General features: G+C 62.6%; 26 protein-coding genes. 1 reads left to right on the top strand and 25 read right to left on the bottom strand.

Features of this window, described 5'->3' with window-relative positions:
• Nucleotides 1–60 precede the first annotated feature (60 nt).
• From VIZ63_RS22405 to VIZ63_RS22290, 24 genes are all read right to left on the bottom strand, one after another.
• Complete coding sequence (locus VIZ63_RS22405; protein ID WP_331612041.1) at nt 61–1,002, bottom strand: diguanylate cyclase domain-containing protein; 942 nt, start codon at nt 1,000–1,002, stop codon at nt 61–63.
• A 31-nt stretch (nt 1,003–1,033) separates the two neighbouring features.
• On the bottom strand, nt 1,034–2,077 hold the full coding sequence (gene nagZ, locus VIZ63_RS22400) for a beta-N-acetylhexosaminidase (RefSeq protein WP_349261254.1): 1,044 nt from the start codon (nt 2,075–2,077) through the stop codon (nt 1,034–1,036).
• Nucleotides 2,078–2,194: 117 nt separating this feature from the next.
• The gene (locus VIZ63_RS22395; RefSeq protein WP_331612039.1) at nt 2,195–2,662 is read right to left on the bottom strand and encodes a CYTH domain-containing protein; all 468 of its coding nucleotides are present in this window, start codon (nt 2,660–2,662) and stop codon (nt 2,195–2,197) included.
• 127 nt (nt 2,663–2,789) lie between these two features.
• Nucleotides 2,790–4,136 (bottom strand): 23S rRNA (uracil(1939)-C(5))-methyltransferase RlmD, encoded by a 1,347-nt coding sequence (rlmD, locus tag VIZ63_RS22390; RefSeq protein WP_331612038.1) that lies wholly within the window; start codon nt 4,134–4,136, stop codon nt 2,790–2,792.
• Nucleotides 4,133–4,912: a 3'-5' exonuclease gene (locus tag VIZ63_RS22385; protein ID WP_331612037.1), complete on the bottom strand. Its 780-nt coding sequence runs from the start codon at nt 4,910–4,912 to the stop codon at nt 4,133–4,135. The genes rlmD and VIZ63_RS22385 overlap by 4 nt, the downstream gene beginning before the upstream one ends.
• A gap of 71 nt (nt 4,913–4,983) precedes the next feature.
• A complete protein-coding gene (gene acpS / locus VIZ63_RS22380; protein ID WP_331612036.1) occupies nt 4,984–5,379 on the bottom strand; it encodes a holo-ACP synthase in 396 nt (131 codons plus the stop codon).
• Nucleotides 5,376–6,110 carry a pyridoxine 5'-phosphate synthase gene (pdxJ, locus tag VIZ63_RS22375; RefSeq protein WP_331612035.1) on the bottom strand — a complete coding sequence of 245 codons (735 nt, stop codon included), beginning with the start codon at nt 6,108–6,110 and terminating at the stop codon, nt 5,376–5,378. The genes acpS and pdxJ overlap by 4 nt, the downstream gene beginning before the upstream one ends.
• Nucleotides 6,111–6,192: 82 nt before the next feature.
• Nucleotides 6,193–6,924, bottom strand: coding sequence for a DNA repair protein RecO (recO, locus tag VIZ63_RS22370; RefSeq protein WP_331612034.1), 732 nt, complete (start codon nt 6,922–6,924; stop codon nt 6,193–6,195).
• A gap of 91 nt (nt 6,925–7,015) precedes the next feature.
• Nucleotides 7,016–7,954: a GTPase Era gene (gene era, locus VIZ63_RS22365; protein WP_331612033.1), complete on the bottom strand. Its 939-nt coding sequence runs from the start codon at nt 7,952–7,954 to the stop codon at nt 7,016–7,018.
• On the bottom strand, nt 7,951–8,688 hold the full coding sequence (rnc, locus tag VIZ63_RS22360; protein ID WP_331612032.1) for a ribonuclease III: 738 nt from the start codon (nt 8,686–8,688) through the stop codon (nt 7,951–7,953). The genes era and rnc overlap by 4 nt, the downstream gene beginning before the upstream one ends.
• A 99-nt stretch (nt 8,689–8,787) precedes the next feature.
• A complete protein-coding gene (locus VIZ63_RS22355) occupies nt 8,788–9,156 on the bottom strand; it encodes a DUF4845 domain-containing protein (protein WP_331612031.1) in 369 nt (122 codons plus the stop codon).
• Between the two features lie 51 nt (nt 9,157–9,207).
• Nucleotides 9,208–10,011, bottom strand: a complete 804-nt coding sequence (gene lepB / locus VIZ63_RS22350; RefSeq protein ID WP_349261253.1) for a signal peptidase I — start codon at nt 10,009–10,011, stop codon at nt 9,208–9,210.
• A 7-nt stretch (nt 10,012–10,018) separates the two neighbouring features.
• The gene (gene lepA, locus VIZ63_RS22345; RefSeq protein WP_331612030.1) at nt 10,019–11,815 is read right to left on the bottom strand and encodes a translation elongation factor 4; all 1,797 of its coding nucleotides are present in this window, start codon (nt 11,813–11,815) and stop codon (nt 10,019–10,021) included.
• An 89-nt stretch (nt 11,816–11,904) separates the two neighbouring features.
• Nucleotides 11,905–12,141 carry a glutaredoxin family protein gene (locus VIZ63_RS22340; RefSeq protein WP_331612029.1) on the bottom strand — a complete coding sequence of 79 codons (237 nt, stop codon included), beginning with the start codon at nt 12,139–12,141 and terminating at the stop codon, nt 11,905–11,907.
• A 24-nt stretch (nt 12,142–12,165) separates the two neighbouring features.
• On the bottom strand, nt 12,166–13,194 hold the full coding sequence (locus VIZ63_RS22335; RefSeq protein WP_331612028.1) for a MucB/RseB C-terminal domain-containing protein: 1,029 nt from the start codon (nt 13,192–13,194) through the stop codon (nt 12,166–12,168).
• Nucleotides 13,194–13,817 (bottom strand): sigma-E factor negative regulatory protein, encoded by a 624-nt coding sequence (locus VIZ63_RS22330; protein WP_331612027.1) that lies wholly within the window; start codon nt 13,815–13,817, stop codon nt 13,194–13,196. Before VIZ63_RS22330 ends, VIZ63_RS22335 begins: the two co-directional genes overlap by 1 nt.
• Nucleotides 13,818–13,884: 67 nt before the next feature.
• A complete protein-coding gene (gene rpoE / locus VIZ63_RS22325; RefSeq protein ID WP_331612026.1) occupies nt 13,885–14,460 on the bottom strand; it encodes an RNA polymerase sigma factor RpoE in 576 nt (191 codons plus the stop codon).
• A 157-nt stretch (nt 14,461–14,617) separates the two neighbouring features.
• Entirely contained in the window at nt 14,618–15,133 is a 516-nt protein-coding gene (locus VIZ63_RS22320; RefSeq protein WP_331612025.1) for a hypothetical protein, read from the bottom strand.
• Entirely contained in the window at nt 15,099–15,344 is a 246-nt protein-coding gene (locus tag VIZ63_RS22315; RefSeq protein ID WP_331612024.1) for a succinate dehydrogenase assembly factor 2, read from the bottom strand. The genes VIZ63_RS22320 and VIZ63_RS22315 overlap by 35 nt, the downstream gene beginning before the upstream one ends.
• Before the next feature lie 10 nt (nt 15,345–15,354).
• Nucleotides 15,355–16,137, bottom strand: a complete 783-nt coding sequence (locus VIZ63_RS22310) for a succinate dehydrogenase iron-sulfur subunit (protein WP_331612023.1) — start codon at nt 16,135–16,137, stop codon at nt 15,355–15,357.
• A gap of 132 nt (nt 16,138–16,269) precedes the next feature.
• Nucleotides 16,270–18,054: a succinate dehydrogenase flavoprotein subunit gene (gene sdhA / locus VIZ63_RS22305; protein ID WP_331612022.1), complete on the bottom strand. Its 1,785-nt coding sequence runs from the start codon at nt 18,052–18,054 to the stop codon at nt 16,270–16,272.
• Nucleotides 18,051–18,437: a succinate dehydrogenase, hydrophobic membrane anchor protein gene (gene sdhD, locus VIZ63_RS22300; protein ID WP_331612021.1), complete on the bottom strand. Its 387-nt coding sequence runs from the start codon at nt 18,435–18,437 to the stop codon at nt 18,051–18,053. Before sdhD ends, sdhA begins: the two co-directional genes overlap by 4 nt.
• Entirely contained in the window at nt 18,434–18,841 is a 408-nt protein-coding gene (sdhC, locus tag VIZ63_RS22295; protein WP_331612020.1) for a succinate dehydrogenase, cytochrome b556 subunit, read from the bottom strand. Before sdhC ends, sdhD begins: the two co-directional genes overlap by 4 nt.
• A 34-nt stretch (nt 18,842–18,875) precedes the next feature.
• Entirely contained in the window at nt 18,876–19,094 is a 219-nt protein-coding gene (locus VIZ63_RS22290) for a DUF1674 domain-containing protein (RefSeq protein WP_331612019.1), read from the bottom strand.
• 84 nt (nt 19,095–19,178) lie between these two features.
• Here VIZ63_RS22290 and VIZ63_RS22285 point away from each other — a divergent pair, with 84 nt between their 5' ends.
• Nucleotides 19,179–20,045: a hypothetical protein gene (locus VIZ63_RS22285; protein WP_331612018.1), complete on the top strand. Its 867-nt coding sequence runs from the start codon at nt 19,179–19,181 to the stop codon at nt 20,043–20,045.
• A gap of 73 nt (nt 20,046–20,118) precedes the next feature.
• On the opposite strand, the gene lysS is transcribed toward VIZ63_RS22285, so the two are convergent.
• Nucleotides 20,119–21,615 (bottom strand): lysine--tRNA ligase, encoded by a 1,497-nt coding sequence (gene lysS, locus VIZ63_RS22280; RefSeq protein WP_331612017.1) that lies wholly within the window; start codon nt 21,613–21,615, stop codon nt 20,119–20,121.
• Nucleotides 21,616–21,674 lie beyond the last annotated feature (59 nt).

Raw genomic sequence — 21,674 nt, 5'->3', positions numbered from 1 at the left:
GATAATTGACAATGACCGAGCGTGAGCTTCATCAATTATCAATTGTCCATTGTTAATTGGTTACTCGCACTCCCTGCTCACCACCTTGTTCCGGCCCAGGTCCTTCGCATCTTTCAGCGCCTGGAGTGCGGCGGCATACATTTTCGCCGGTGGTGCATCGTGCGCTGGCACCAGCGATACGACGCCGGCGCTGATGGTCACGTAGCGCGAGACCGACGACCGCGGGTGATGGATCGACAGATCCCGCACGCGTGCGAGAACGGCCTCGGCCAGCTTCGACGCCTGCACGAGATCGAGTCCGGTCGTGAGCGCGGCGACCTGATCGTCATCGAAGCGTCCACACAGGTCGCTGGCGCGACGGAAGCAACCGCCGATGACCCGCGCGATGCGGCGGAACGATTGATCCGCCCCCTGCCGGCCGAATACGTCGCGATAGTGGGCAAACTGATCGACATCGAACAGCAGAAAGCTCAGGCGGCGCGATTCGCGCTGCGCCAGACCCCAGTCCCGCTTGATCAACTCTTCGAAGTACGGCCGCCGCAACAGGCCGGTCAGCTTGTCGTCGCGCAGATAGGCCAGCATCGTCTGCGTATTCATCGTCGGATCCCGCGGTTCGGGGCGCAGCTCCGGCCGCACGCCGCTCTCGCGATGAAAGCCCGCGTAGTGCGTGATCTGTCCATCCGGATTGCGCAGGGGTGACAGCATGATCTCGTTCATGAACTGCGTGCCGTCGCTGCGATAGTTGCGGACTGTCGCCCGGCACGTGCCGCCATCGCGAAGTGCTTCGCGGATGCGGACCAGGCCTTCCTGGTCGTGGTCGTCAGCCTGCAGGAAGCGCAGGTTGCGACCCAGTATCGAGTCGGCGGAGTAGCCGGTGAGCTGCTCCATCGCAGAGTTCACGTAGGTCACGTGCCAATGGCCCGACGCCGCTTCGCATAGCGTCACGGCCTCCGGCGAGGACTCCACCATCGTCTTGAACAGATCTGGATTTACCGTACTCATCTCACCGTCGCCAGCGGACCGCGGAACGCTCCTATGCGCCGAGCTTGAGGTCCGGTCTTTCCATGCTGCCCCGGATCGCCAGCTCGCAGCTCTGCCAATCGGCCGAGCTGCGCAGCGCCATCCGGTTCAGACCCTGCCTGCCGTGCAGACGCGCCAATCGAATGTGGCTGAGAGGATCTCCGCTTCCCCGCAAAGATTCGATGACCTGGAGCACACCTTGGCGATTGTTGCAAATTGGAACGATGTCGCAGCCGGCAGCGAGTGCAGCCCGAACCCGCTCCGGCATGTCCCCGACGATCCCGGCCCCGGCCATTGAGAGGTCATCGGAGAAGATGGCGCCGCTGTAACCGAGCCGGCCACGCAGCTCATTCTGCAGCCACTTGCGGGAAAATCCGGCCGGCAGCGGATCGACTTCGGCAAAAACCACATGGGCCGCCATGATCGAGGCGAGACCGTTGTCGATCAGGCGCTGGTAGGGATAGATGTCATCGTCCATGTCGGCCAGCGGCCGACGGTCGACGGGCATCGCCACATGGGAATCCGGAACGACCGCCCCATGCCCCGGAAAATGTTTTGCCGTCGCGGACATACCCGCATCCCGCATGCCGTTGGCAAAGGCAATCGCCAGCTCCGCCACCACCCGTGGATCGCGGTGAAAGGCCCGGTCGCCGATCACCGAGCTGACGCCGTAGTCGAGGTCGACGACGGGGGCGAAGCTCATATCGACGCCAACTGCCAGCAGTTCAGCAGCGAGCAGCCAACCTGCCTGACGGGCCAGCTGCCGTCCCGCCGCCGGATCGATGTCGTACTGGCGGCCGATGGTTCGCATGGGTGGCAGGACCGTGAAGTCCTTGCGAAAGCGCTGCACTCTGCCCCCTTCGTGATCCACCGCCACCAGCAACGGCGGCGTCCGGACCGCCCGGATGGAGGCGACCAGGGCCTCGAGCTGTTCGATGCTGTCGAAATTGCGGCTAAACAGGATGCAGCCGCCCACCAGGGGATGAGCCAGCAGGCGCCGGTCCTCGCCGGTCAACTCGGTGCCGGCAACGTCGATCATGAGAGGGCCGAGGGTCATGGGGAGGCCGACTGGCCGACTGGCCGACTGGCGAACTGGCCAGAACTGGAGGATTGAAACGCTCTCAACTGTGGCCAGTTGGCCAGTTGGCCGGTCAGCCGGTTAGCCGATCTCATCTCACCACTCCCGGTACGGCTTCTGCGCCAGGTTGAAATTGTAGTACCGCTCGTCGTCGGTGACTTCCTCGCCCAGCCAGGGCGGTCGGGCAAAGTCCGCGTCCTCGGTCGGCAATTCGATCTCGGCGACGATCAGGCCGGCGTTGGCGCCGAGAAACTCATCGATCTCCCAGACCAGTTCGCCCATCGCGATTCGATGCCGGTACTTCTCGACCAGGGGGCCGGTGCACAGCTCATTGAGAATCTGGTCCGCGTCGGCGCGTGGGATGGCGTACTCGAATTCCAGCCGCGTCATGCCGGACCGTTTGGCCTTGAGATTCAGCCAGGCCTGCTCGCCGGAAATTCGCGCGCGGATCGAACAGGCGGCCCCCGAACTGAGGTACCCCTGTCGCATCAGTTCGCGACTATCGACCTCAGCGCGCCAGGCGTCGGACTTCAGCAGGAATTTGCGTTCTATTTCGAGGGGCATGGGAATGAGCGTCAGAGCAGGAGCGGAAAGAGACTCACCACGGGGGTCACGGGGATCAAAGGCATCCGGATGTCGACGCTGTTCATCTGCCCCGTGTTCCCAGTGATCCCCGTGGAGAATTCGTGTTCTATTTTTTCTTCTTCTGAATTCGTTCGAATACCGCCACGGACTCGACGTGAGCCGTGTGCGGAAACATATCCATCACCCCCGCCTCGGTCAGCTCGTAGCCGAGCTGATTCACGAGCACGCCGGCGTCGCGCGCCAGCGTTCCCGGGTGGCAGGAGACGTAGACGATACGGTTGGGACGCGTAGCAGCAACGACCGGCAGCGCTTCCAGCGCGCCGGCGCGCGGTGGATCGAGCAGCACTTTGTCGTAGCGGCGCTTCGCCCAGCCGGACGTCTGCAGATCTTCTGCGGCGAGATTGGCGGTGAAGAACTCGGTGTTGGTCAGCCCGTTGCGTGCGGCGTTGTCACGGGCGCGCGCCACGAGGCTCGCCTCGCCCTCGACGCCAACGACATGCTTCGCGCGACGCGCGAGCGGCAGCGAGAAGTTGCCGAGGCCACAGAACAGATCGAGCACAGTGTCCTCGGCCGTCAGTTGCAGCAACTGGATCACGCGATCGACCATGAGTTCGTTCAGCGGTCCGTTGACCTGGACGAAATCCGTGGGCAGAAACTGCAAGGTCACATCGAACTGCGGCAGTGCATAGGTCAGCGGCGGCAGATCACTGCGCAGCGGAGCAACGGTTTCATAGCCGCCGGGCTGCAGATAGATGCGAACGTCATGTGCCTTCTCGAAGGCGTGCAGATGCTCCATGTCCGCTGCGGTGAGCGGTTCGAGCACGCGAATCACCAAGGCGACCGCCGCATCCGCCACCGAGACTTCAATCTGCGGAATGCGATTCGGAATGCTCAGCGACGTCAGCAATGCCGACAGCGCCGGGATCATGGCATCGACCGGCGGACGCAGGATTTCGCAACGTTGCAGATCCGCGATGTAGCTGGTCGAGCGTTCCTTGAAGCCGACCACGACCCGCTGCTTCTTCGGCACCCAGCGAGCACCGAGGCGCGCGCGACGACGATAGTTCCAGGCATCGGCCTGCAGCGGCTCGAGTATCCGTGGCGGACTCACCTTGCCGATTCGCGCGAGGGCATCCGTCAGCTGACGCTGCTTGAATTCGATCTGGCGGTCCGACGACAGATGCTGCGAAGCGCAGCCGCCGCAAACGCCGAAATGAACACACTTGGGCGTGACGCGATCCGGCGAAGGCTCGAGCACCTTCAACAAACGCGCCTCGTCAAAGTTCGGTCCGCGCTTCGTGCGCAGCCATTCGACCCGCTCACCCGGCAGTGCATCTTCGATGAAGACGACCTTGCCGTCGTGATGGGTCACACCGCGACCTTCGTGCGACAGGTCCTCGATCGTGGAAATCTGCGGCGCGGACGAGACGCGGGCCCGGGACCGGGCGTTCAAATCTGAACCTCCTGCCAGGCCGCGAGAAACTCGTCGAGATGCGGCTTCGACTGCGCCTTCAGCGCGTCGCGAACGCGTGCGCATTCGGCCTGATATTCCTCGCGTGACAGCATGCCGCGCAGCAACTCGAATCGCAGGTAGATGAGGAAAGTATTGAGCACGTCAGTTTCACAGTAGTTGCGGATGGCATCGATCTGTCCATCCAGATAAGCATCCCAGACTTTGTCGCCGCTCATGCCGAGCTTGCCCGGCAGGCCGAGCAGCATCGCGGCCGCTTGCAGGCTGACCCGCGCCCGCGCCTGGAAACTCGACAGCACATCCATCAGGTCCAGGTGGCGTGAGTGATAGCGATTCAGATAGTTGTTCCAGCGGAAGGCCTGGTCCGAGTCGCCGGATTCCCAGTAGCGGGGCGCCTGAATGCCGTGACGCAGGGCCCGATAGTGCAACACCGGCAGATCGAAACCGCCGCCATTCCAGGAGACGAGATTCGGCGTGTACTTGTCGATGCCGTCGAAGAAGCGCTGGATGATCTCGGCCTCCGGCGCGCCGGGTTCTCCCAGTGTCCAGACCTTGAACGTATCGCCGGTACGCAACGCGACCGAAATGGCGACGATGCGCTGCTGCTCATACGACAGGAATTCATTACCAGTGGCTTCGCGGCGCTTTGCCTGCATGACGTAACCGATCTCCTTATCGGTCAGTCCGTCCAGGTCATAGACGCGGCGCCCGAGTTCTACGTCGGGAATGGTTTCGATGTCGAAGGAAAAAACAGCCATAGGGGGAGTTTCGCGATCAGATGAATCAGGCAGAGATGGCGCGCATCTTAACCCCTGCCCCGATCACATGATCATTTGATCGCCGGATCGCCCTTCATCAGGACGGCTACTGCGACGACCAGGCCGGCCTCGTCCGTCAGCGTGACATGCCCTTCCCCGATGCCGAGCTCTGCGCAGCGCTCGCGTCCGCGCTCCGACCAGATGATTTCCGGCTTGCCCAGGGCATTCGGCGCGACACCGCAATCGCGAATCCACATGCCCCCGGCGAATCCCGTCCCCATCGCCTTGACGATGGCCTCCTTCGCCGCGAACCGCATCGCCAGGAAGCGGACGGGACGCTTGTGGCCATCGAACGCGGCCCGCTCCTGCGGCATCAGCAGATGCTCGACGAAACGCCCGCCATGGCGCGCAAAGATCTTCTCGACGCGCTCCACCTGGACCACGTCCGTGCCGATGCCATGAATCATCCGCCGCGAGCCTGCAGCATCAGACGCTTCATTTCGGCGACGGCCACGCTCATGCCGTCGATGACGGCCCGGGCCACGATGGCATGGCCGATGTTGAGTTCGACGATCTCGGTGATGGCGGCGATCGGCTGGACGTTGTGATAGTTGAGTCCATGGCCCGCATGCACGCGCAGACCGATACGCGCCGCATGACGCGCGGCATGCTGAATACGGGATAGTTCGCGGGCCTGCTGCTCGCCCGTCGCGTCCGCGTACGCGCCGGTGTGCAATTCAACGACAGCGGCGCCGACTCGAGCTGCGGCATCCAGCTGGGCCACGTCCGGATCGATGAACAGGGACACGCGAATCCCGGCTGCCGCAAGCCGCTCACAGATGGGTTTGAGCGCGGCCTCCTGGCCGATGACGTCCAGTCCGCCTTCGGTCGTGATTTCAGCGCGGTGTTCCGGCACCAGGCAGCAATCCGCCGGCTTCACTTCGCAGGCGATGCGGACCATCTCCTCGGTCGCCGCCATCTCGAAATTCACCCGGGTCTGCAATGCCTGCTGGCACAGGTACACGTCGCGGTCCTGGATGTGCCGGCGATCCTCACGCAAATGGATCGTGATGCTGTCGGCGCCGGACTGCTCGGCTATCAGCGCCGCAAACAACGGATCGGGATACGTGGTACGACGCGCCTGGCGCAATGTCGCTACGTGATCCACGTTGACGCCGAGATGGAGGGTGTTGGTCATGGGACTACTGTTGTCGCCGCGCGCGGCGCTGACGGGCGTGCAGTTTGCCTCGTGGCGACGCTGGCTCGCCAGCCCCGTGCGCCTATGTCGTGCGCCGCAACGCCATCATCACCTGACGACTCTTCAGCTCGCGCCCTTCCAGCGCCCGGTCCAACGCTGCTCGCAACAACAGGCGGACACGCTGGCAAATCGCGGGGTCGTCCAGTTGCTCGGCAGCGAGCGCCAGCAGCGCAGCGCCGGGGAAGACCATCGGGTCGTCCGCGCCTTCCTGCGCCTCTACCGCACCCTGCTCGAGTCGATAGCGATAGAGGCGGTCTGGCTCCAGGGCCGCACCGGTGCCGGCGTCGTGATTCAGGCTGAGTCCGTAACCAATCGCTTCGAGCAGGCGCTTCTCGAAGACACGCAGGACCGGCAGCGGATCGGCCTGCAGCTTGAGCGAATCGACACTGCCGGCATAAAACCCGAAGACGTCCGCATGCGGGTCATGGCGCGCGAACAGGCTCAGTACCAGTTCATTGAGGTAGTAGCCGCTGACCAATCTGTCCGGGGGCATGGCGCTATACCCACCGTCGAACTCCACCGCATTCAAGGTTCCGGCATCGGCGCCCGCGGTCCAGGAAACCAGCACCCGATTGAACGGTTGCAGCATGGACATGGGCGACGCACCCTTGCGTCCGCTGCCGCGCGCGCCGCGCGCAAACACCGTGATGCGGCCGTGATCGCGAGTAAACAGCTCGAGGATGCGACTCGTGTCGCGATACGGCCGATGATGCAGAACGTAAGCGGGATGCAGCTGGATGCGGCGTAAAGACATGGTGACGAAGGTTACGCGGGTGATGGAAGTGACGAGGGATCCTGGCGTTCTCCGTCACTCGCGTGACCTACGTGACTTTCGTCACGTTCTCCTATGACTCGTAGCCCAGCTGTCGCAATGCCGCCTCGCTGTCCGACCAGTTCTCCTTCACCTTCACCCACAGTTCCAGGTGGACGGAGCGGCCAAAGAGTTCGGACATTTCGATGCGTGCCGAGCGGCCCACTTCCTTGAGCTGCTCGCCGCCGTGACCGATCACGATGGCCTTCTGACCGGCGCGCTCCACCCAGATGACGGCGTTGATCAGCAGCCTGCCATCTTCCTCGGCGAATCGTTCGATCTCCACAGTAAGCCCGTAGGGCAGTTCCTGATGGAGTCGCAGCGTGAGCTTCTCGCGCACGATCTCCGATGCCTGGAACTGCGGACTGCGGTCGGTCACCTGATCGAGGGGAAAATGCGGCGGCGACAGCGGCAGGTGCTTCGCGATCAGCCCGGGCAGCGATTCGATATTGCTGCGTTTCAATCCCGACATCGGAATGATTTCGACGAACTGCGCCTTGCGGGCCAGCTCTTCGATGAACGGCAGCAACCGCTCGCGCGGCGTGATCTTGTCCACTTTGTTGACGGCCAGAATGATGGGACGTCCGCGGGCGACCAGCTGATCGAGGATGCGCTGATCCTCATCGAGCCAGCGCGGCCCTTCGATGACGAGCAGGTTCACGTCGGCATCGTTGAGCGACATCACGGCCGCGCGATTCATGTGCCGGTTCATCGCGCGTTTGCCGCCGGCATGCAGGCCCGGCGTGTCGACGAAAATGATCTGCGACTCCTCGCTGCTGCGGATGCCGAGAATCCGGTGCCGCGTCGTCTGCGGCTTCGGACTCACGATGCTGACCTTGCGATCGAGCAACGCATTCAGCAGCGTGGATTTGCCGACATTGGGACGGCCGACGATCGCGACGAAGCCGCAACGCAATACGGGCTGCGGCGTCGCAGCGGTTTCTGGTGATTCTGGTAACTCTTGATCAATCATGATTGGCTGGAACTGGAACTCGTCGGATCAATGGCAGCGTTGGATGCGGATCGCTTGCGGCCCGTGGGTAATGCATTCAGGACTTCGCTGGCGGCGGCCTGCTCGGCGCGCCGGCGACTCGGCCCGACGCCAACGGCCCGCAGCGCCAGCAGCTCGACCGAGCAGCTGACTTCGAAAATCTGATTGTGCGCCTCGCCGCTGATGGATTCGACCGTATAAGTCGGCAGCGGCAGTCCCTGGGCCTGCACCGCTTCCTGCAGGCGGGTTTTCGGATCTTTGAGCTCCGCGGCACTCGGCAGCTTATCCATTCGCGGCATGAAAAGACGCTCGATGACGCGCGATGCCGCGTCGAACCCGCCGTCCAGGTAGATGGCTCCGAACAGCGCTTCGAGCGCATCCGCGAGGATGGACTTGCGGCGAAAGCCGCCGGACTTGAGTTCACCCGACCCCAGGCGGACGTGATGCCCCAGGTCGATCTCCAGGGCGATTACGGCCAGGGCTTCGCCACTGACCAGGCTTGCGCGGAAACGCGACAGATCGCCCTCATCGGCGGCCGCGAACTCCTGGAATACGAGTTGCGCAACGACGCAGTTGAGGATGGCATCGCCGAGAAACTCCAGGCGCTCGTTATGCGGCCCGCCGGCGCTGCGGTGCGTCAGCGCGGCCTCGAGCAAGGTGGGATCGCGGCATTCGTAGTCGAGCGCTTCGAGAAGCCAGGCAGCAGCGGTTTTCAATGCAGATTCCGTACAGAGAGGTCCACACCCGGTAGCGGGCTGTGGGCCGCACTCTGCGCTTCCGGGCCTGTCGACGCCAGCCGTCTGACTGCCGGTGCGCTAAGGGCCTTTGACATCCACACTCTTGTCGAAATCGACGACCAGCGAGACGTTGGCGACGAACGGGGCCTCGGCGCGGTAGTACGCGCGCATCGTGAATCCGCCCGCGCTCTTCTTGATTTCGATGTCCTTGGGATCGAGGCTCTTGATGTCCTCGATGGTCCAGCGGCGATCCAGCGCGCTGCGCAGCTGCTGTGGCGAAGTGGGATCGCCCTCGCTTTCCTTCGCGGTCTGGTCCATGGCACGCACGACGGCCATGTATTCGAAGTACAGCGGCGTGAGGCGAATTCCGGCATACAGCGCGAAACCCAGGATTGCCAGGATGATGACCATGCCGAGAAACGTCGCGCCGCGCTGACGAGCGAACATTGGAGTTCTCCTGACTGTCCGGTGAGTTGTAATTAGTGTTGCCGCAACCGTCTATTTGATCGCATCGCCGATCCGGCTCCAGATCGGCGCAGCCGGCAGGTCCCAGTTGAGCCAGATCCGCACCGCCTTGCCGACCAGATTCTTCTCCGGCACGAAGCCCACTTCGAAAAAACGGCTGTCGCGGCTGTTGTCGCGATTGTCGCCCATGAAGAAGTAGTGATCCGCCGGAACGACCTGATCGTAGTCGTCGGAGTGGCGTTCCGGAATGAACAGCACGCGATGCTGCACCCCCAGGAGATCTTCGACTCCCTGCTGGGCATCCGCCTGCGCTCCGGTATTTCTGGGCCCCATATAGCGCCCATCGAGCGTCACCGTCATCGGCTCGCCGTTGATGAAGACGCGCTGGTTACGCACCGACACATGATCGCCGGGCATGCCAATCAACCGCTTGATGTAGTTCACCGAGGGATCGCTCGGCAAACGAAAAACGATGACGTCGCCACGTTTGGGTTGCCCGATGTCCAGAAACTTCGAATTGAGCACAGGCAGGCGCAGTCCGTAGGCGAACTTGTTCACAAATATGAAATCGCCGTCCAGCAGGGTCGGCATCATGGAATCGGAAGGGATCCGGAACGGCTCGAACAGGAACGAGCGGATCACCAGCACGATCAGGATGACGGGAAAGAACGAGCGCGCGTACTCGACGATGACCGGCTCACGCACGTTTTCCGGTGCAGTCCCCGCTGCTGCCGCCCGCTGCAGTCGGGACGGTCTCCAGAGCCACGCATCCAGGCCCCAGATCACGCCCGTCACGAGTGTCGCCACCGACAGAATGAACGAAAAATCAAAGATCATGAGCTGCTCACTTGTCCTTGCCGATCTTCAGCACCGCGAGGAAGGCTTCCTGCGGAATTTCCACCGAGCCAATCTGCTTCATGCGCTTCTTGCCTTCTTTCTGTTTCTCAAGAAGCTTGCGCTTGCGCGACGCGTCGCCGCCGTAGCACTTGGCCAGCACGTTCTTGCGTAGCGCCTTTACCGATGCCCGCGCGACGACCTGGCTGCCGATGGCGGCCTGCACGGCGATGTCGAACATCTGCCGCGGAATCAGCTCCTGCATCTTGTCGACGAGTTCGCGACCGCGCGAGTAGGCATTGTCGCGGTGAACGATGATCGACAGCGCATCGACGCGATCACCGTTGATGAGCACGTCGAGCCGCACCAGCGGCGCCGTCTCGAAGCGGTTGAACTCGTAATCGAACGAGGCATAGCCGCGACTCACCGACTTCAGCCGGTCGAAGAAATCGAGCACGACTTCCGCCATTGGCATTTCATACTGCATCGACACCTGGTTGCCGACGTACAGCATCTTGGTCTGCTTGCCGCGCTTGTCCGTACAGAGCTTGATCACCGCGCCAACATATTCGGGCGGCAACAGGAGATTGGCCGTGATGATGGGTTCGCGCAGATCGGCGATCTCATTGCTCGGCGGCAGCTTGGCGGGATTGTCGACGTATTCGACTTCGCCATTGGTACGCTCGACCTCATAGACGACCGTGGGTGCGCTGGTGATCAGATCGAGGTTGTATTCGCGTTCCAGACGCTCCTGGACGATGTCCATGTGCAGCAGCCCGAGAAAGCCGCAGCGGAATCCGAAACCGAGCGCAGTCGACACTTCCGGCTCGTAGTGCAGCGCCGAATCGTTGAGCTTCAGTTTGGACAGCGCATCGCGAAACGATTCGTAGTCTTCGGTGTTGACTGGAAACACGCCCGCGAACACGCGCGGCTGAACCTGCTTGAAACCCGCCAGCGGCGCATCACAGGGACGCGAGTCCAGGGTGATCGTGTCACCGACCGGTGCGCCGTTGATTTCCTTGATGCCGGCGATGATGAACCCGACCTCGCCGGTGTAGAGCGCCTCGGCGGCCAGCGACTTGGGCGTGAACCGACCGAGCTTGTCCACCGAGTGGGCGCGTCCGGTCGACCAGATGCGGATCTTGGCGCCGGAACGCAGCGACCCATTCATCACCCGCACCAGCGACACGACGCCGACGTAGTTGTCGAACCAGGAATCGATGATCAATGCCTGCAGCGGACCGTCCGGATCGCCTTTGGGGGCAGGCACCCGGCGGACGAGTTCTTCCAGCAGGTCCTGGACACCCTCACCCGTTTTCGCGCTCACGCGCAGCGCGTCCTCCGCCTCGATACCGATGATCTCCTCGATCTCCTTGATCACTCGCTCAGGTTCGGCTGACGGCAGATCGATCTTGTTCAGCACCGGAACGACTTCGAGTCCCTGCTCCAGCGCGGTATAGCAATTCGCCACGCTCTGCGCCTCGACGCCCTGCGCCGCGTCGACGACCAGCAGCGCCCCCTCGCAGGCAGCAAGCGACCGTGACACTTCGTAGGAAAAATCGACGTGTCCCGGCGTGTCGATCAGATTGAGCTGGTAGGTCTCGCCATCGCGCGAACGGAAGCGCAGCGACACGCTCTGGGCCTTGATGGTGATGCCCCGCTCCCGCTCCAGGGCCATCGAGTCCAGCACCTGGGCTTCCATTTCACGAAGCTCCAGGCCGCCACACGACTGGATGAAGCGGTCGGCGAGCGTGGATTTGCCGTGATCGACGTGCGCGATGATGGAAAAGTTGCGGATCAGCTTCATCAGGGGGGGACTTTAAGGAGGGGGGGCGACGGCGAACGGCGGCGGATTATAGCGGAATGCCGCACAGCCACAGTGTGCCGCGAACAGGATCAGGCCGTCAGGTAGGCCTGGACGCGTTCGTGATCGAGGCGATAGGCGCAAACGAAGTCGCCGTCCGCCAGCAGCACAGGAATGCGACGGCCGTACTTGCCTTCGAGTTCGGGGTTATCGGCAATGTCGACCACCGCAACGTCGGCTGCCGCCGGGCCAAGAAGATCGGCGAGTTCGGCCATGAGCTGCTCGCAAAGCGAACAGCCAGACCGTGTGTAGACCGTCCAGGTCGTCATGCAGAGGCAGGCTGACCCGGGAGGTCAGCGCGTGATCCGCTGGGCCGCATCGGCGGCCTGCGGCTGCACTTGCTCAGGAGTGTCGGCTTCGCGCTTGACGCCTGCGGCAATCGCTTCGACGGTGGCAGCCGGCACCTCACCGACAGCCGTCACCTGGTGTCCGTCGAGATCGAGCGAATAGGCGAATGCGGCCCCGACTTTGGCCAGGCCGTGCATCGGCGCCGACTGCGAATCGCGCGGCTCGATGAAGACCGACACCGACGCCAGGCCGTCCGAATACACCAGGTGCCTGACCGGCGTCGGCGAGCCTGCGATGAGCTGGATACGCCAGGTGGTCAGGCGAAAGCCGGCCGGCAGTCGGGCTACGCTCCAGCCCATCACGGCATTGGCCATGCGGGGCGGCAGGGTGTCTTCCTGTCGCAGCCATTTGTAGCCATCGCCAGAAATTGACGCCTTCAGTTCATCGGCCGGGATCCGTTCACGCAGATTGAGTTCCGAGAACAGGATCTGCTCGATGACCTTGCCGTCCTGGTCGCAGAGCTGGGACTTGAGCGGCATGGCCGTTTCCTGATCCAGCCACAATTTGTAGCCATACCGGTACTGGTCGCGCGGTTTGACCTCGATGATCTGGGCCTTGCGGCCATGCGCCTTGACGATGCCGCCCGAGCGCTCGATCTGGTAAAGCGATTCCAGCGATTCGTTGTAGACCGGGAGCGCCGATACCAGCGAATTGTCGTCAGTGCGCTTCTCGACCAGTACGACGCGTCTGTCCGGCAGGAAGCAGATTACCTCGGTGGCATTGCGCACGATCTCGCGACCGCTGCCGTCGAGCGAGACCAGCCGTTCGGTGATCTTGCCCTTGTCGACCCGATGGATGATGCGCATCGATTCCGAGCGCGAGTCCCGCAGGTGGAAGAAACGGCCGTCGTAGTTCTGAGTGGACAGGGCCCGGGACATGCGCTCGAGCCATTCGCGCGCTTCAGGGTCGCTGGCGTGCACCGGCAGGATGACGGCGCAGCACAGTGCAACGAGCCAGAGCCGGGGCAATGACATCAGCGTTGCGGCTCCGCAGAGCCACCCGTGGATGACACGTTCACGGCCACATCCTGGTCCTGATCCTGGTCCTGATCGTCGGAAAGCACACCGCTCAGTACGGTGCGACGGCCCAACGGCGAGGAATATTCGCTGTGTGCCACGACGTAATTGGTCAGACGTGCCGCGGGAATGAAGCCGTTGTCCCGGGTGGCGACATTGGTGGGAACCGTATAGCTCGGAGCGGATTCGCTCACCGCAGAGTTGTCTGCCACCAGGGCAAGCTGCGGGGAATCAGTGGCGACAGGCTGCAGGGCAATCACCGCGACGGCGGCCACGCCTGCAGCAATCGCGATCCCGGCTGCGGGCCGCATCCAGCGCATGAAGGCTGCCTGCGACGGGCGCTGGACAGCCGTCCGGGCGAATGGCTCGGCCTCGATAGCGGCGGCGATACGATCGGCGAATCCCCGGGAAACTGCTACCGGGGCGGGTCCGCGGAGCGCTTCGCTGATCAACGAATAGCGGTCCAGCGATTGCAGCACCTGCACATCCCGCTGCACCTGCCTCAACAGCAGATCGAGTTCAGTCTCGGGTAGTTCGCCATCCAGGCAAGCCGACAGCTGCTCTTTCACCGGATCGGTCATATCTGCATCACCGCACTCTTGATCCCGAACACTACTTTCGACACCACATACAACCGCGCCGACACCGCTAATCCAACAACGGTTTCAGCTTTTTGTCGATGGCCTCGCGCGCGCGGAAAATGCGCGAACGGACCGTACCGACCGGGCAATCCATGGCCTCTGCAATCTCCTCGTACGAGAGCCCCTCGAGTTCGCGCAGGACGATGGCTGTGCGCAGATCCTCGGGCAACTGTGCCAATGCATCTTCCACGACACCGCGAATCTCCTCCGTGAGCAACACGCCTTCCGGTGTATCGCCCTCCCGGAGTCTCGCCTGCCGGTCGTGCTGATCCGGATCCTGCAGATCGAGATCGAAATCCACCGGGCGACGACGATTCGAGACCAGCGTGTTCTTGGCCGTATTGATCGCTATGCGGTACAGCCAGGTGTAGAACGCGCTGTCACCCCGAAAAGCGGGCAACGCCCGGTACGCTTTCAGGAATGCTTCCTGGGCGACGTCTTCAGCCTCCGCGGCATCATTGACGAACCGACCGACCAGCTTCAGCACCCGATGCTGGTACTTGCGAACCAGCAGGTCGAAGGCGCGCTTGTCGCCCTTCTGAACCCGCTCCACCAGTTGCTGGTCAGTATCGTCCTCGATCATTGACCAACGACCCCACCAGGCGCATCACCGATAACGGACCACCCGGCCAAGGCTGCACGGATAGACTGACAGGTCCGGGGAAAGTTCGGCGACCGTTGCATTTCGTAACGAAATGCAACGTGAATCGGATCACGGAACCTGGGGATGGCCAACAGAGTCATGAATTCGCCTGCGTCGCAGTCGGCACGCATTCTGACCGATCCAGCCGCAGACGGACCAGCAACCGACGGAAATCCGCCCGGGAAAGATCGCGGGGGACCACCAGGAGGGTCCGCGTTCTGGGGCATCGCCTGTCACGACGGCCGGCATCCGTGGGTGCGGGGGATTCCAGGGACCAGCGCAACCAGATAGCAGCTGGACTCATTCTCGATTCGGGCAGTAGCAGCCCTTCGAGCTCGGTACCCCCGGCAAAGGTCAGCCGCCAGACCCCGTCCGCCCGCCACGTCACGCGCGTGACGGAATACGCGCCACCGAGCCAACCCGCGCTGCGAAACGCACCGGCCAACCCGGCCAGCGAGATGGCGCAGGCCAGGAACAGCACGAGGGGATTCATGCTGCGAAACAGCAGCGCCGCAGCCAGACCTACCGCCAGCAACAGGCCCAGCGTGAGCACCTGCTCGCTGGGCCAGCGGCGCAATTCAAGTACCAGCGTGGGCGAGCCGTGCGATGACATTGGCCTGCTGCGGATCCTGTGGATGGTCCCTGCCGATCAGGTAGTCGAGCAGCACAGGGTCCTGCGCGTCGAGCAATGATTCGAATGCGCGCTGCTCCGCTTCCGGTGCCAGAGCGTAGCGTTGATCCAGATACCGCTGCAGGACGACATCGAGTTCCCGCATGCCCCGACGGCAGCGCCAGCGCAGGCGGGAAAGATTCGTACCTTCCATGGCGTTACGCTCAGTGACGCCGTTCGGCGATCAATTTCTTGATTTCGGCAATCGCGCGCGCCGGATTCAGATCCTTCGGGCACGCTTCCGTGCAGTTCATGATCGTATGGCAGCGATAGAGCTTGAACGGATCCTCGAGTGCATCGAGGCGCTCGCCCGTCGCTTCATCGCGCGTATCGATGATCCAGCGATAGGCCGCCAGCAGTGCCGCCGGACCCAGGTAGCGATCGCCGTTCCACCAGTAGCTCGGGCAGGACGTCGAGCAGCACGCACAGAGAATACAGGCCGACGGACGATCGATCTTTTCCTGATCTTCCTTCGACTGCAGACGCTCGCGATCGGGCGGAGCCGGCGTGCGGGTCTGCAGCCATGGCTTCACGGAAGCGTACTGCGCATAGAAATTCGTGAGATCGGGCACCAGATCCTTCACCACCGGCATGTGCGGCAGCGGATAGATCTTCACATCGCCCTTCACGTCATCGCAGGCGCGCGTACATGCCAGCGTGTTGACGCCGTCGATGTTCATCGCGCACGAGCCGCAGATACCTTCGCGGCACGAACGACGGAACGTCAGTGTGGGATCGATCTCGTTCTTGATCTTGATCAGAGCGTCGAGAACCATCGGCCCGCACGTTGCCATGTCCACTTCGTAGGTATCGACCCGCGGGTTCTCGCCCGACTCCGGATCGAAACGGTAGATGCGGAACGAACGCACGTCCTTCGCACCCGCAGCGGCCTTGAAAGCCTTGCCGGGTTTGATCTTGGAATTTGCAGGTAAGCGGAATTGGGCCATGTCTAAACGCTCACAAATGTTCGCTGGGCCGACTGGTCAACTGGCCAACCGGCTAACTGGCCAGACGTTACGGAAAGTTGCAGATTTCCCTCTGGCCAGCTTGCCGGTTGGCCAGTCAGCCAGTTGGCCATCTCAATACACTCTCGCCTTCGGCGGCACCGGCTCGACATCGCTGGTCAGCGTATTGGTGTGCACCGGACGGTAGTCGAGCTGCACATCGCCATGCTGGCTGACCCAGGAAAGCGTGTGCTTCATCCAGGTCTGGTCGTCGCGATTCGGGAAATCCTCGCGGGCATGCGCGCCACGGCTCTCCTGGCGATTGCTCGCCGAGTGCATGGTCGCGACGGCCTGGCCGAGCAGATTGTCGAGTTCCAGGGTTTCGATCAGGTCGGTGTTCCAGACCATGCCACGATCCGTCACGTTGACGTCGGCAAACGAGTTGAATACTTCCGACAGCTTCTGCACGCCTTCCTGCAACGACTCGCCCGTGCGGAACACCGCGGCGTGGCCCTGCATGACCTTCTGCATGCTCAGGCGGATATCGGCGGTACGCAGCGAGCCCTTGGCGTTGCGGAACTTGTCGATGCGGCTCAGCGCGAAGTCCCCGGCGTCCTTGGCAATCGCGCGATGCCTGGTGCCTGGCTTGACGATTTCGGCGCAATGGCGCGCCGCTTCGCGACCGAACACCACCAGATCCAGCAGCGAGTTCGAACCGAGGCGGTTCGCGCCGTGCACGGATACACAGGCAGCTTCGCCGACGGCCATCAGGCCCGGCACCACGGTGTCGGGATTGCCGTCCTTCATGGTCACGACTTCGCCGTGATAGTTCGCCGGCACACCGCCCATGTTGTAGTGAACCGTCGGCAGGACGGGAATCGGCTGCTTCGTGACATCGACGCCCGCGAAAATCTTCGCCGTCTCGGCAATGCCCGGCAGCTTTTCGTTGATCGTCTCGCCGCCGAGGTGTTCGAGATGCAGGAAAATGTGGTCCTTGTGCGCGCCGACACCGCGACCTTCGCGTATCTCGATGGTCATGGCACGGCTGACGACGTCGCGCGAGGCGAGATCCTTCGCGTTGGGGGCGTAGCGCTCCATGAAGCGCTCGCCGGCGGAATTGCGCAGGATGCCGCCTTCGCCGCGCACGCCTTCGGTGATCAGGCAACCTGCGCCGTAGATACCGGTCGGATGGAACTGCACGAATTCCATGTCCTGCATCGGCAAGCCTGCGCGCAGCACCATGCCGCCGCCGTCGCCGGTGCATGTATGCGCCGAGGTGCAGGAGAAATAGGCGCGGCCGTAACCGCCGGTGGCCAGTACGGTCTGATGCCCGAAGAAACGGTGCACGGTGCCGTCTGCCATGTCGATGGCGACGACGCCACGGCATTCGCCGTTTTCCATGATCAGGTCGACGGCGAAGTATTCGATGAAGAACTGAGCTTCGTGACGCAGTGCCTGCTGGTAAAGCGTATGCAGCATGGCGTGGCCGGTACGATCGGCGGCGGCGCAGGTGCGCTGTGCCGTGCCCTCACCGAACCGAGTGGTCATGCCACCGAACGGCCGCTGATAGATGCGACCGTCTTCAGTGCGCGAGAACGGCACACCGTAGTGCTCGAGCTCGATCACGGCGCCCGGCGCTTCCTTGCACATGAATTCGATCGCGTCCTGGTCGCCGAGCCAGTCGGAACCCTTGATCGTGTCGTACATGTGCCAGCGCCAGTCGTCTTCGCCCATGTTGCCAAGCGCTGCGCTGATGCCGCCCTGCGCCGCAACCGTGTGGCTGCGCGTGGGAAATACTTTCGTGAGACACGCGGTCGACAGCCCGGAATGCGCCAGACCGAAGGTGGCACGCAAGCCTGCGCCGCCGGCGCCTACGACCACGACGTCGTAGTAATGATCGATGAACTGATACGCACTCATGCCACGGCTCCGAAAGCGATGCGCAGCACGGAGAAAACACCCAGTGCCGCCAGAACGATGTGAACGAAGGTCACCAGCAGCATCGCCACGATCTTCAGGCCGTGCTTCGATACGTAGTCTTCGACGACCACCTGCACGCCGAGATACGAGTGATAGACAGCCGTGCCGATCAGCAGGGACAACAGCACTGCGTTGAGCGGCAGGGCGATCCAGGCGAGGATCGCTGCGTGGCTGAAATCGCCAAGACGCAGCAGCGCACTGGCGAACCACAAACCGAGCACGACCAGCGCGACGGCGCTGACCCGCTGCATCCACCAGTGGGACACGCCGTCCTTCGCCGATCCCAGGCCGAGCACGCGCCCCATCGGGCTGCGCAAGCTCATGCTGCACCTCCGGCGCTGCGACCCAGGACAAGGAACCAGAAGTAGGCCGTCAGCACGACCGCTCCGAGAAAGGCGACCCATCCGCTCATGCGCGCGGTCTTTTTCTCGAAGCCATGACCGGCGTCCCAGACCAGGTGCCGGACACCATTGAGCAGGTGAAAAAAGAAGCTGAAAGAGAATGCGATCAGCAGCACGCGAACCAGCGGACTTGCGAAGCACTGCTGCGCTTCCGCGTAAGCATCGGCGCCGGTCGCAGCTGCCACCAGCCAGTACGTCAGCAACAGCAGCCCCACGCTCATCGCGCACCCGGTCGCGCGATGCAGGAACGACAGCGCCATCGTGTACTGCCACCGGTACGAAAGGAACGGCGACAGTGGTCGGACGTATCGTGTTGGACTACTCATGACTTGTTTGCCTGAAGCGAGTTCGTGGGGCCGATCAGAAATCGATGCAGCGGCCGCGTTTTTCCCAGTCGCCGAAACGCGTCGGTTCGGGACCGTCGCGTCCGCCGATTTCAATGGCAGGTGCAGACGCCTGGCCGCTCACTGCGACGGGCTCGGTCGCAATGTGGGAGACTTGCGATGTCGAAGCGTGCGTTGGAGAAACGGCAGGCGTACTGACGACGTCGGAAGTGGTTTCCTGGCGGCTGATGGGCATGGCATCGTAGTCTGCCAGAAGGGTTGAAACCGAGGAACCTAAAGCGGTATCTCAAGTCACGATGGGTCGTTTCGGATTTAGCGAATGAGCGAGCTTCTCCCCTTTCCTCCTTATCTCCTGCCTAGCCTCGGCTGCGTGTTCGTCGCCGGTCCGGATGCCCGCGAATTCCTGCAGGGCCAGCTCAGCTTCGACATGCAGCGACTGACGCCGCAGCGACTGGAACTGGCGAGTTGCAGTTCCCCTCAGGGCCGGGTGCAGGCGGTTCTGTGGATGATCCAGCGCAGCGACGCCATTCTGCTGATTCTTCCTGCCGAACTCGTCGATGCGGTCGTAATCCGGCTGCGCAAATACGCATTGCGCGCCAGGATCAAGGTCGAATCCGGCGTGGACCGCTTTGTCATCGGCGGAGTTCGCGCCACCGGCGAACCCCAGGCGTCGCGATCACATCTCGAACGCGACGGTATCAGCCTGATCCAATGGCCGACCGATCCAGACCGAATGCTGATCGTTGCTCCTCATGGCACGCCCATGCAGAACGACGCACAGTTCGCCACCGATTGGCAGCAGGCAGATATCCGCGCCGGGCTGCCGCAGGTCTATTTGCAGACGCACGAACTGTTCGTCGCACAGATGCTCAACGTCGACCTTCTGGGGGGCATCAGCTTCGAGAAGGGCTGCTACACCGGCCAGGAAATCATTGCGCGGACACACTTCCGCGGCACCGTGAAGCGCCGCATGGTCGCGTTTCGAGCTGACGGTGCACCGCCCTCGCCTGCTGCGCGCATTCTCAGCGGCGACTCACACGCAGGCGACGTGGTGGACTCCGTGGCGACGCCACAGGGATGCGAGTTGCTGGCAGTGGTCAGCCTGGCGGAATTGCAGAAGGAGTTACGACTGGCCGATTCCGGTGTGGTGTTGCAGCGTCTCGAGATGCCGTATGAGGTGACGTAAGTCACGAAGGTCACGAAAGACACAAGGGTCAAGACAGCGCGCTCCTAACCCTCGTCACCTTCGTGACTTGCCTTTATTCCGGCCGCATGTACGGAAACAGCAGTACATCGCGGATCGAGGGTGAGTTGGTGAACAGCATCACCAGCCGATCGATGCCGATGCCCAGACCGCCGGTCGGCGGCAGCCCGTACTCCAGCGCGCGAATGTAGTCGGCGTCGTACTGCATGGCCTCCTCATCCCCCGCGCTCTTACGCGCCAGCTGCTCGCGAAAGCGCGCGGCCTGATCTTCCGGATCGTTCAATTCGGAGAAGCCGTTCGCCAGTTCCCTACCACCGACGAAGAACTCGAAACGATCGGTGATGAAAGGGTCGGCATCGTTGCGACGCGCCAGCGGCGACACTTCCGCCGGGTAGGCGCAGGCAAAGGTGGGCGAACGCAGATGGTGTTCGACTGTCTTGTCGAAAATCCCCATCTGCAGCTTTCCGGCGCCGTCGCCCGGGACATAGGGAATGCCCAGTCGGTCGGAATAAGCACGCAGATAGTCGATATCGCGAATCTTCGTGCGATCGATATCGCTGTTGAATTGCACGACCAGGTCTTCGATCGTCGCGCGGCGGAACGGCTGGGAGAAGTCGAAAGTCTCGTCCTGGTACGTCACCTGACGCGAGCCATGAACGGCATCGCAGATGCCCTGACACATCTGCTCCAGCAGATTCATGATGTCGTCGCAGTCGGCGTAGGCCTGATAGAGCTCGAGCATCGTGAACTCGGGGTTGTGCCGGGTGGAAACGCCCTCGTTGCGGAAGTTGCGATTGATCTCGTACACACGCTCGAAGCCGCCGACGACCAGGCGCTTCAGATAAAGCTCCGGCGCAATGCGCAGGTACAGATCCATGTCGAGCGCGTTGTGGTGCGTGACGAAGGGCTTTGCCGCTGCGCCGCCAGCGATCTGCTGCATCATCGGCGTTTCGACTTCGAGAAAACCCATGGAATCCAGGAAGGCACGCAGATGCTTGATGATGCGCGTGCGGGTCTGGAACACCGCGCGGCTTTCCGGACTGATGATCAGATCGACGTAGCGCTGCCGATAGCGCGTTTCCTGATCCGACAGGCCGTGCCATTTGTCCGGCAAAGGCCGCAGCGACTTGGTCAGCAGACGCACTTTGTCCACGCGCACCGACAGTTCGCCGGTCTTGGTCTTGAACAGCACGCCTTCGGCGCCGAGCACATCGCCGACGTCCCAGCCCTTGAATTCTTCGTAGACATCGCCGAGCGGATCGCGCTGCAGGAACAGCTGGATCTGTCCCGAGCGATCCATGATCTTGGCGAAGCTCGCCTTGCCCATGATGCGCTTGGCCATCATGCGGCCGCCCACCTTCACTGGCACGACGTTCTGATCGAACCACTCCGGCGCGCGGTCGCCGTAAGCGGTCAGCAGCTGATCCGCCAGCGCGTCGCGACGAAAGTCGTTCGGAAAAGCGATAGCACCGGTGGCGCGCAGCTTGTCGAGCTTCGCCCGGCGTTCGGCGATGAGTTTGTTCTCGTCGGGTGGCAGCGTCTGGTCGGTCATAGGTTTGATTCGTGTAGGAAGAACGTGGGGGCGCCGCGACAGACCGCATCAAAGAGATC

It is taken from the genome of Povalibacter sp., assembly GCF_036520495.1.
Lineage (GTDB): Bacteria > Pseudomonadota > Gammaproteobacteria > Steroidobacterales > Steroidobacteraceae > Steroidobacter.
The sequence above is the reverse complement of the archived record's forward strand: the minus strand, read 5'-3'. Positions and strand labels throughout refer to the sequence as shown.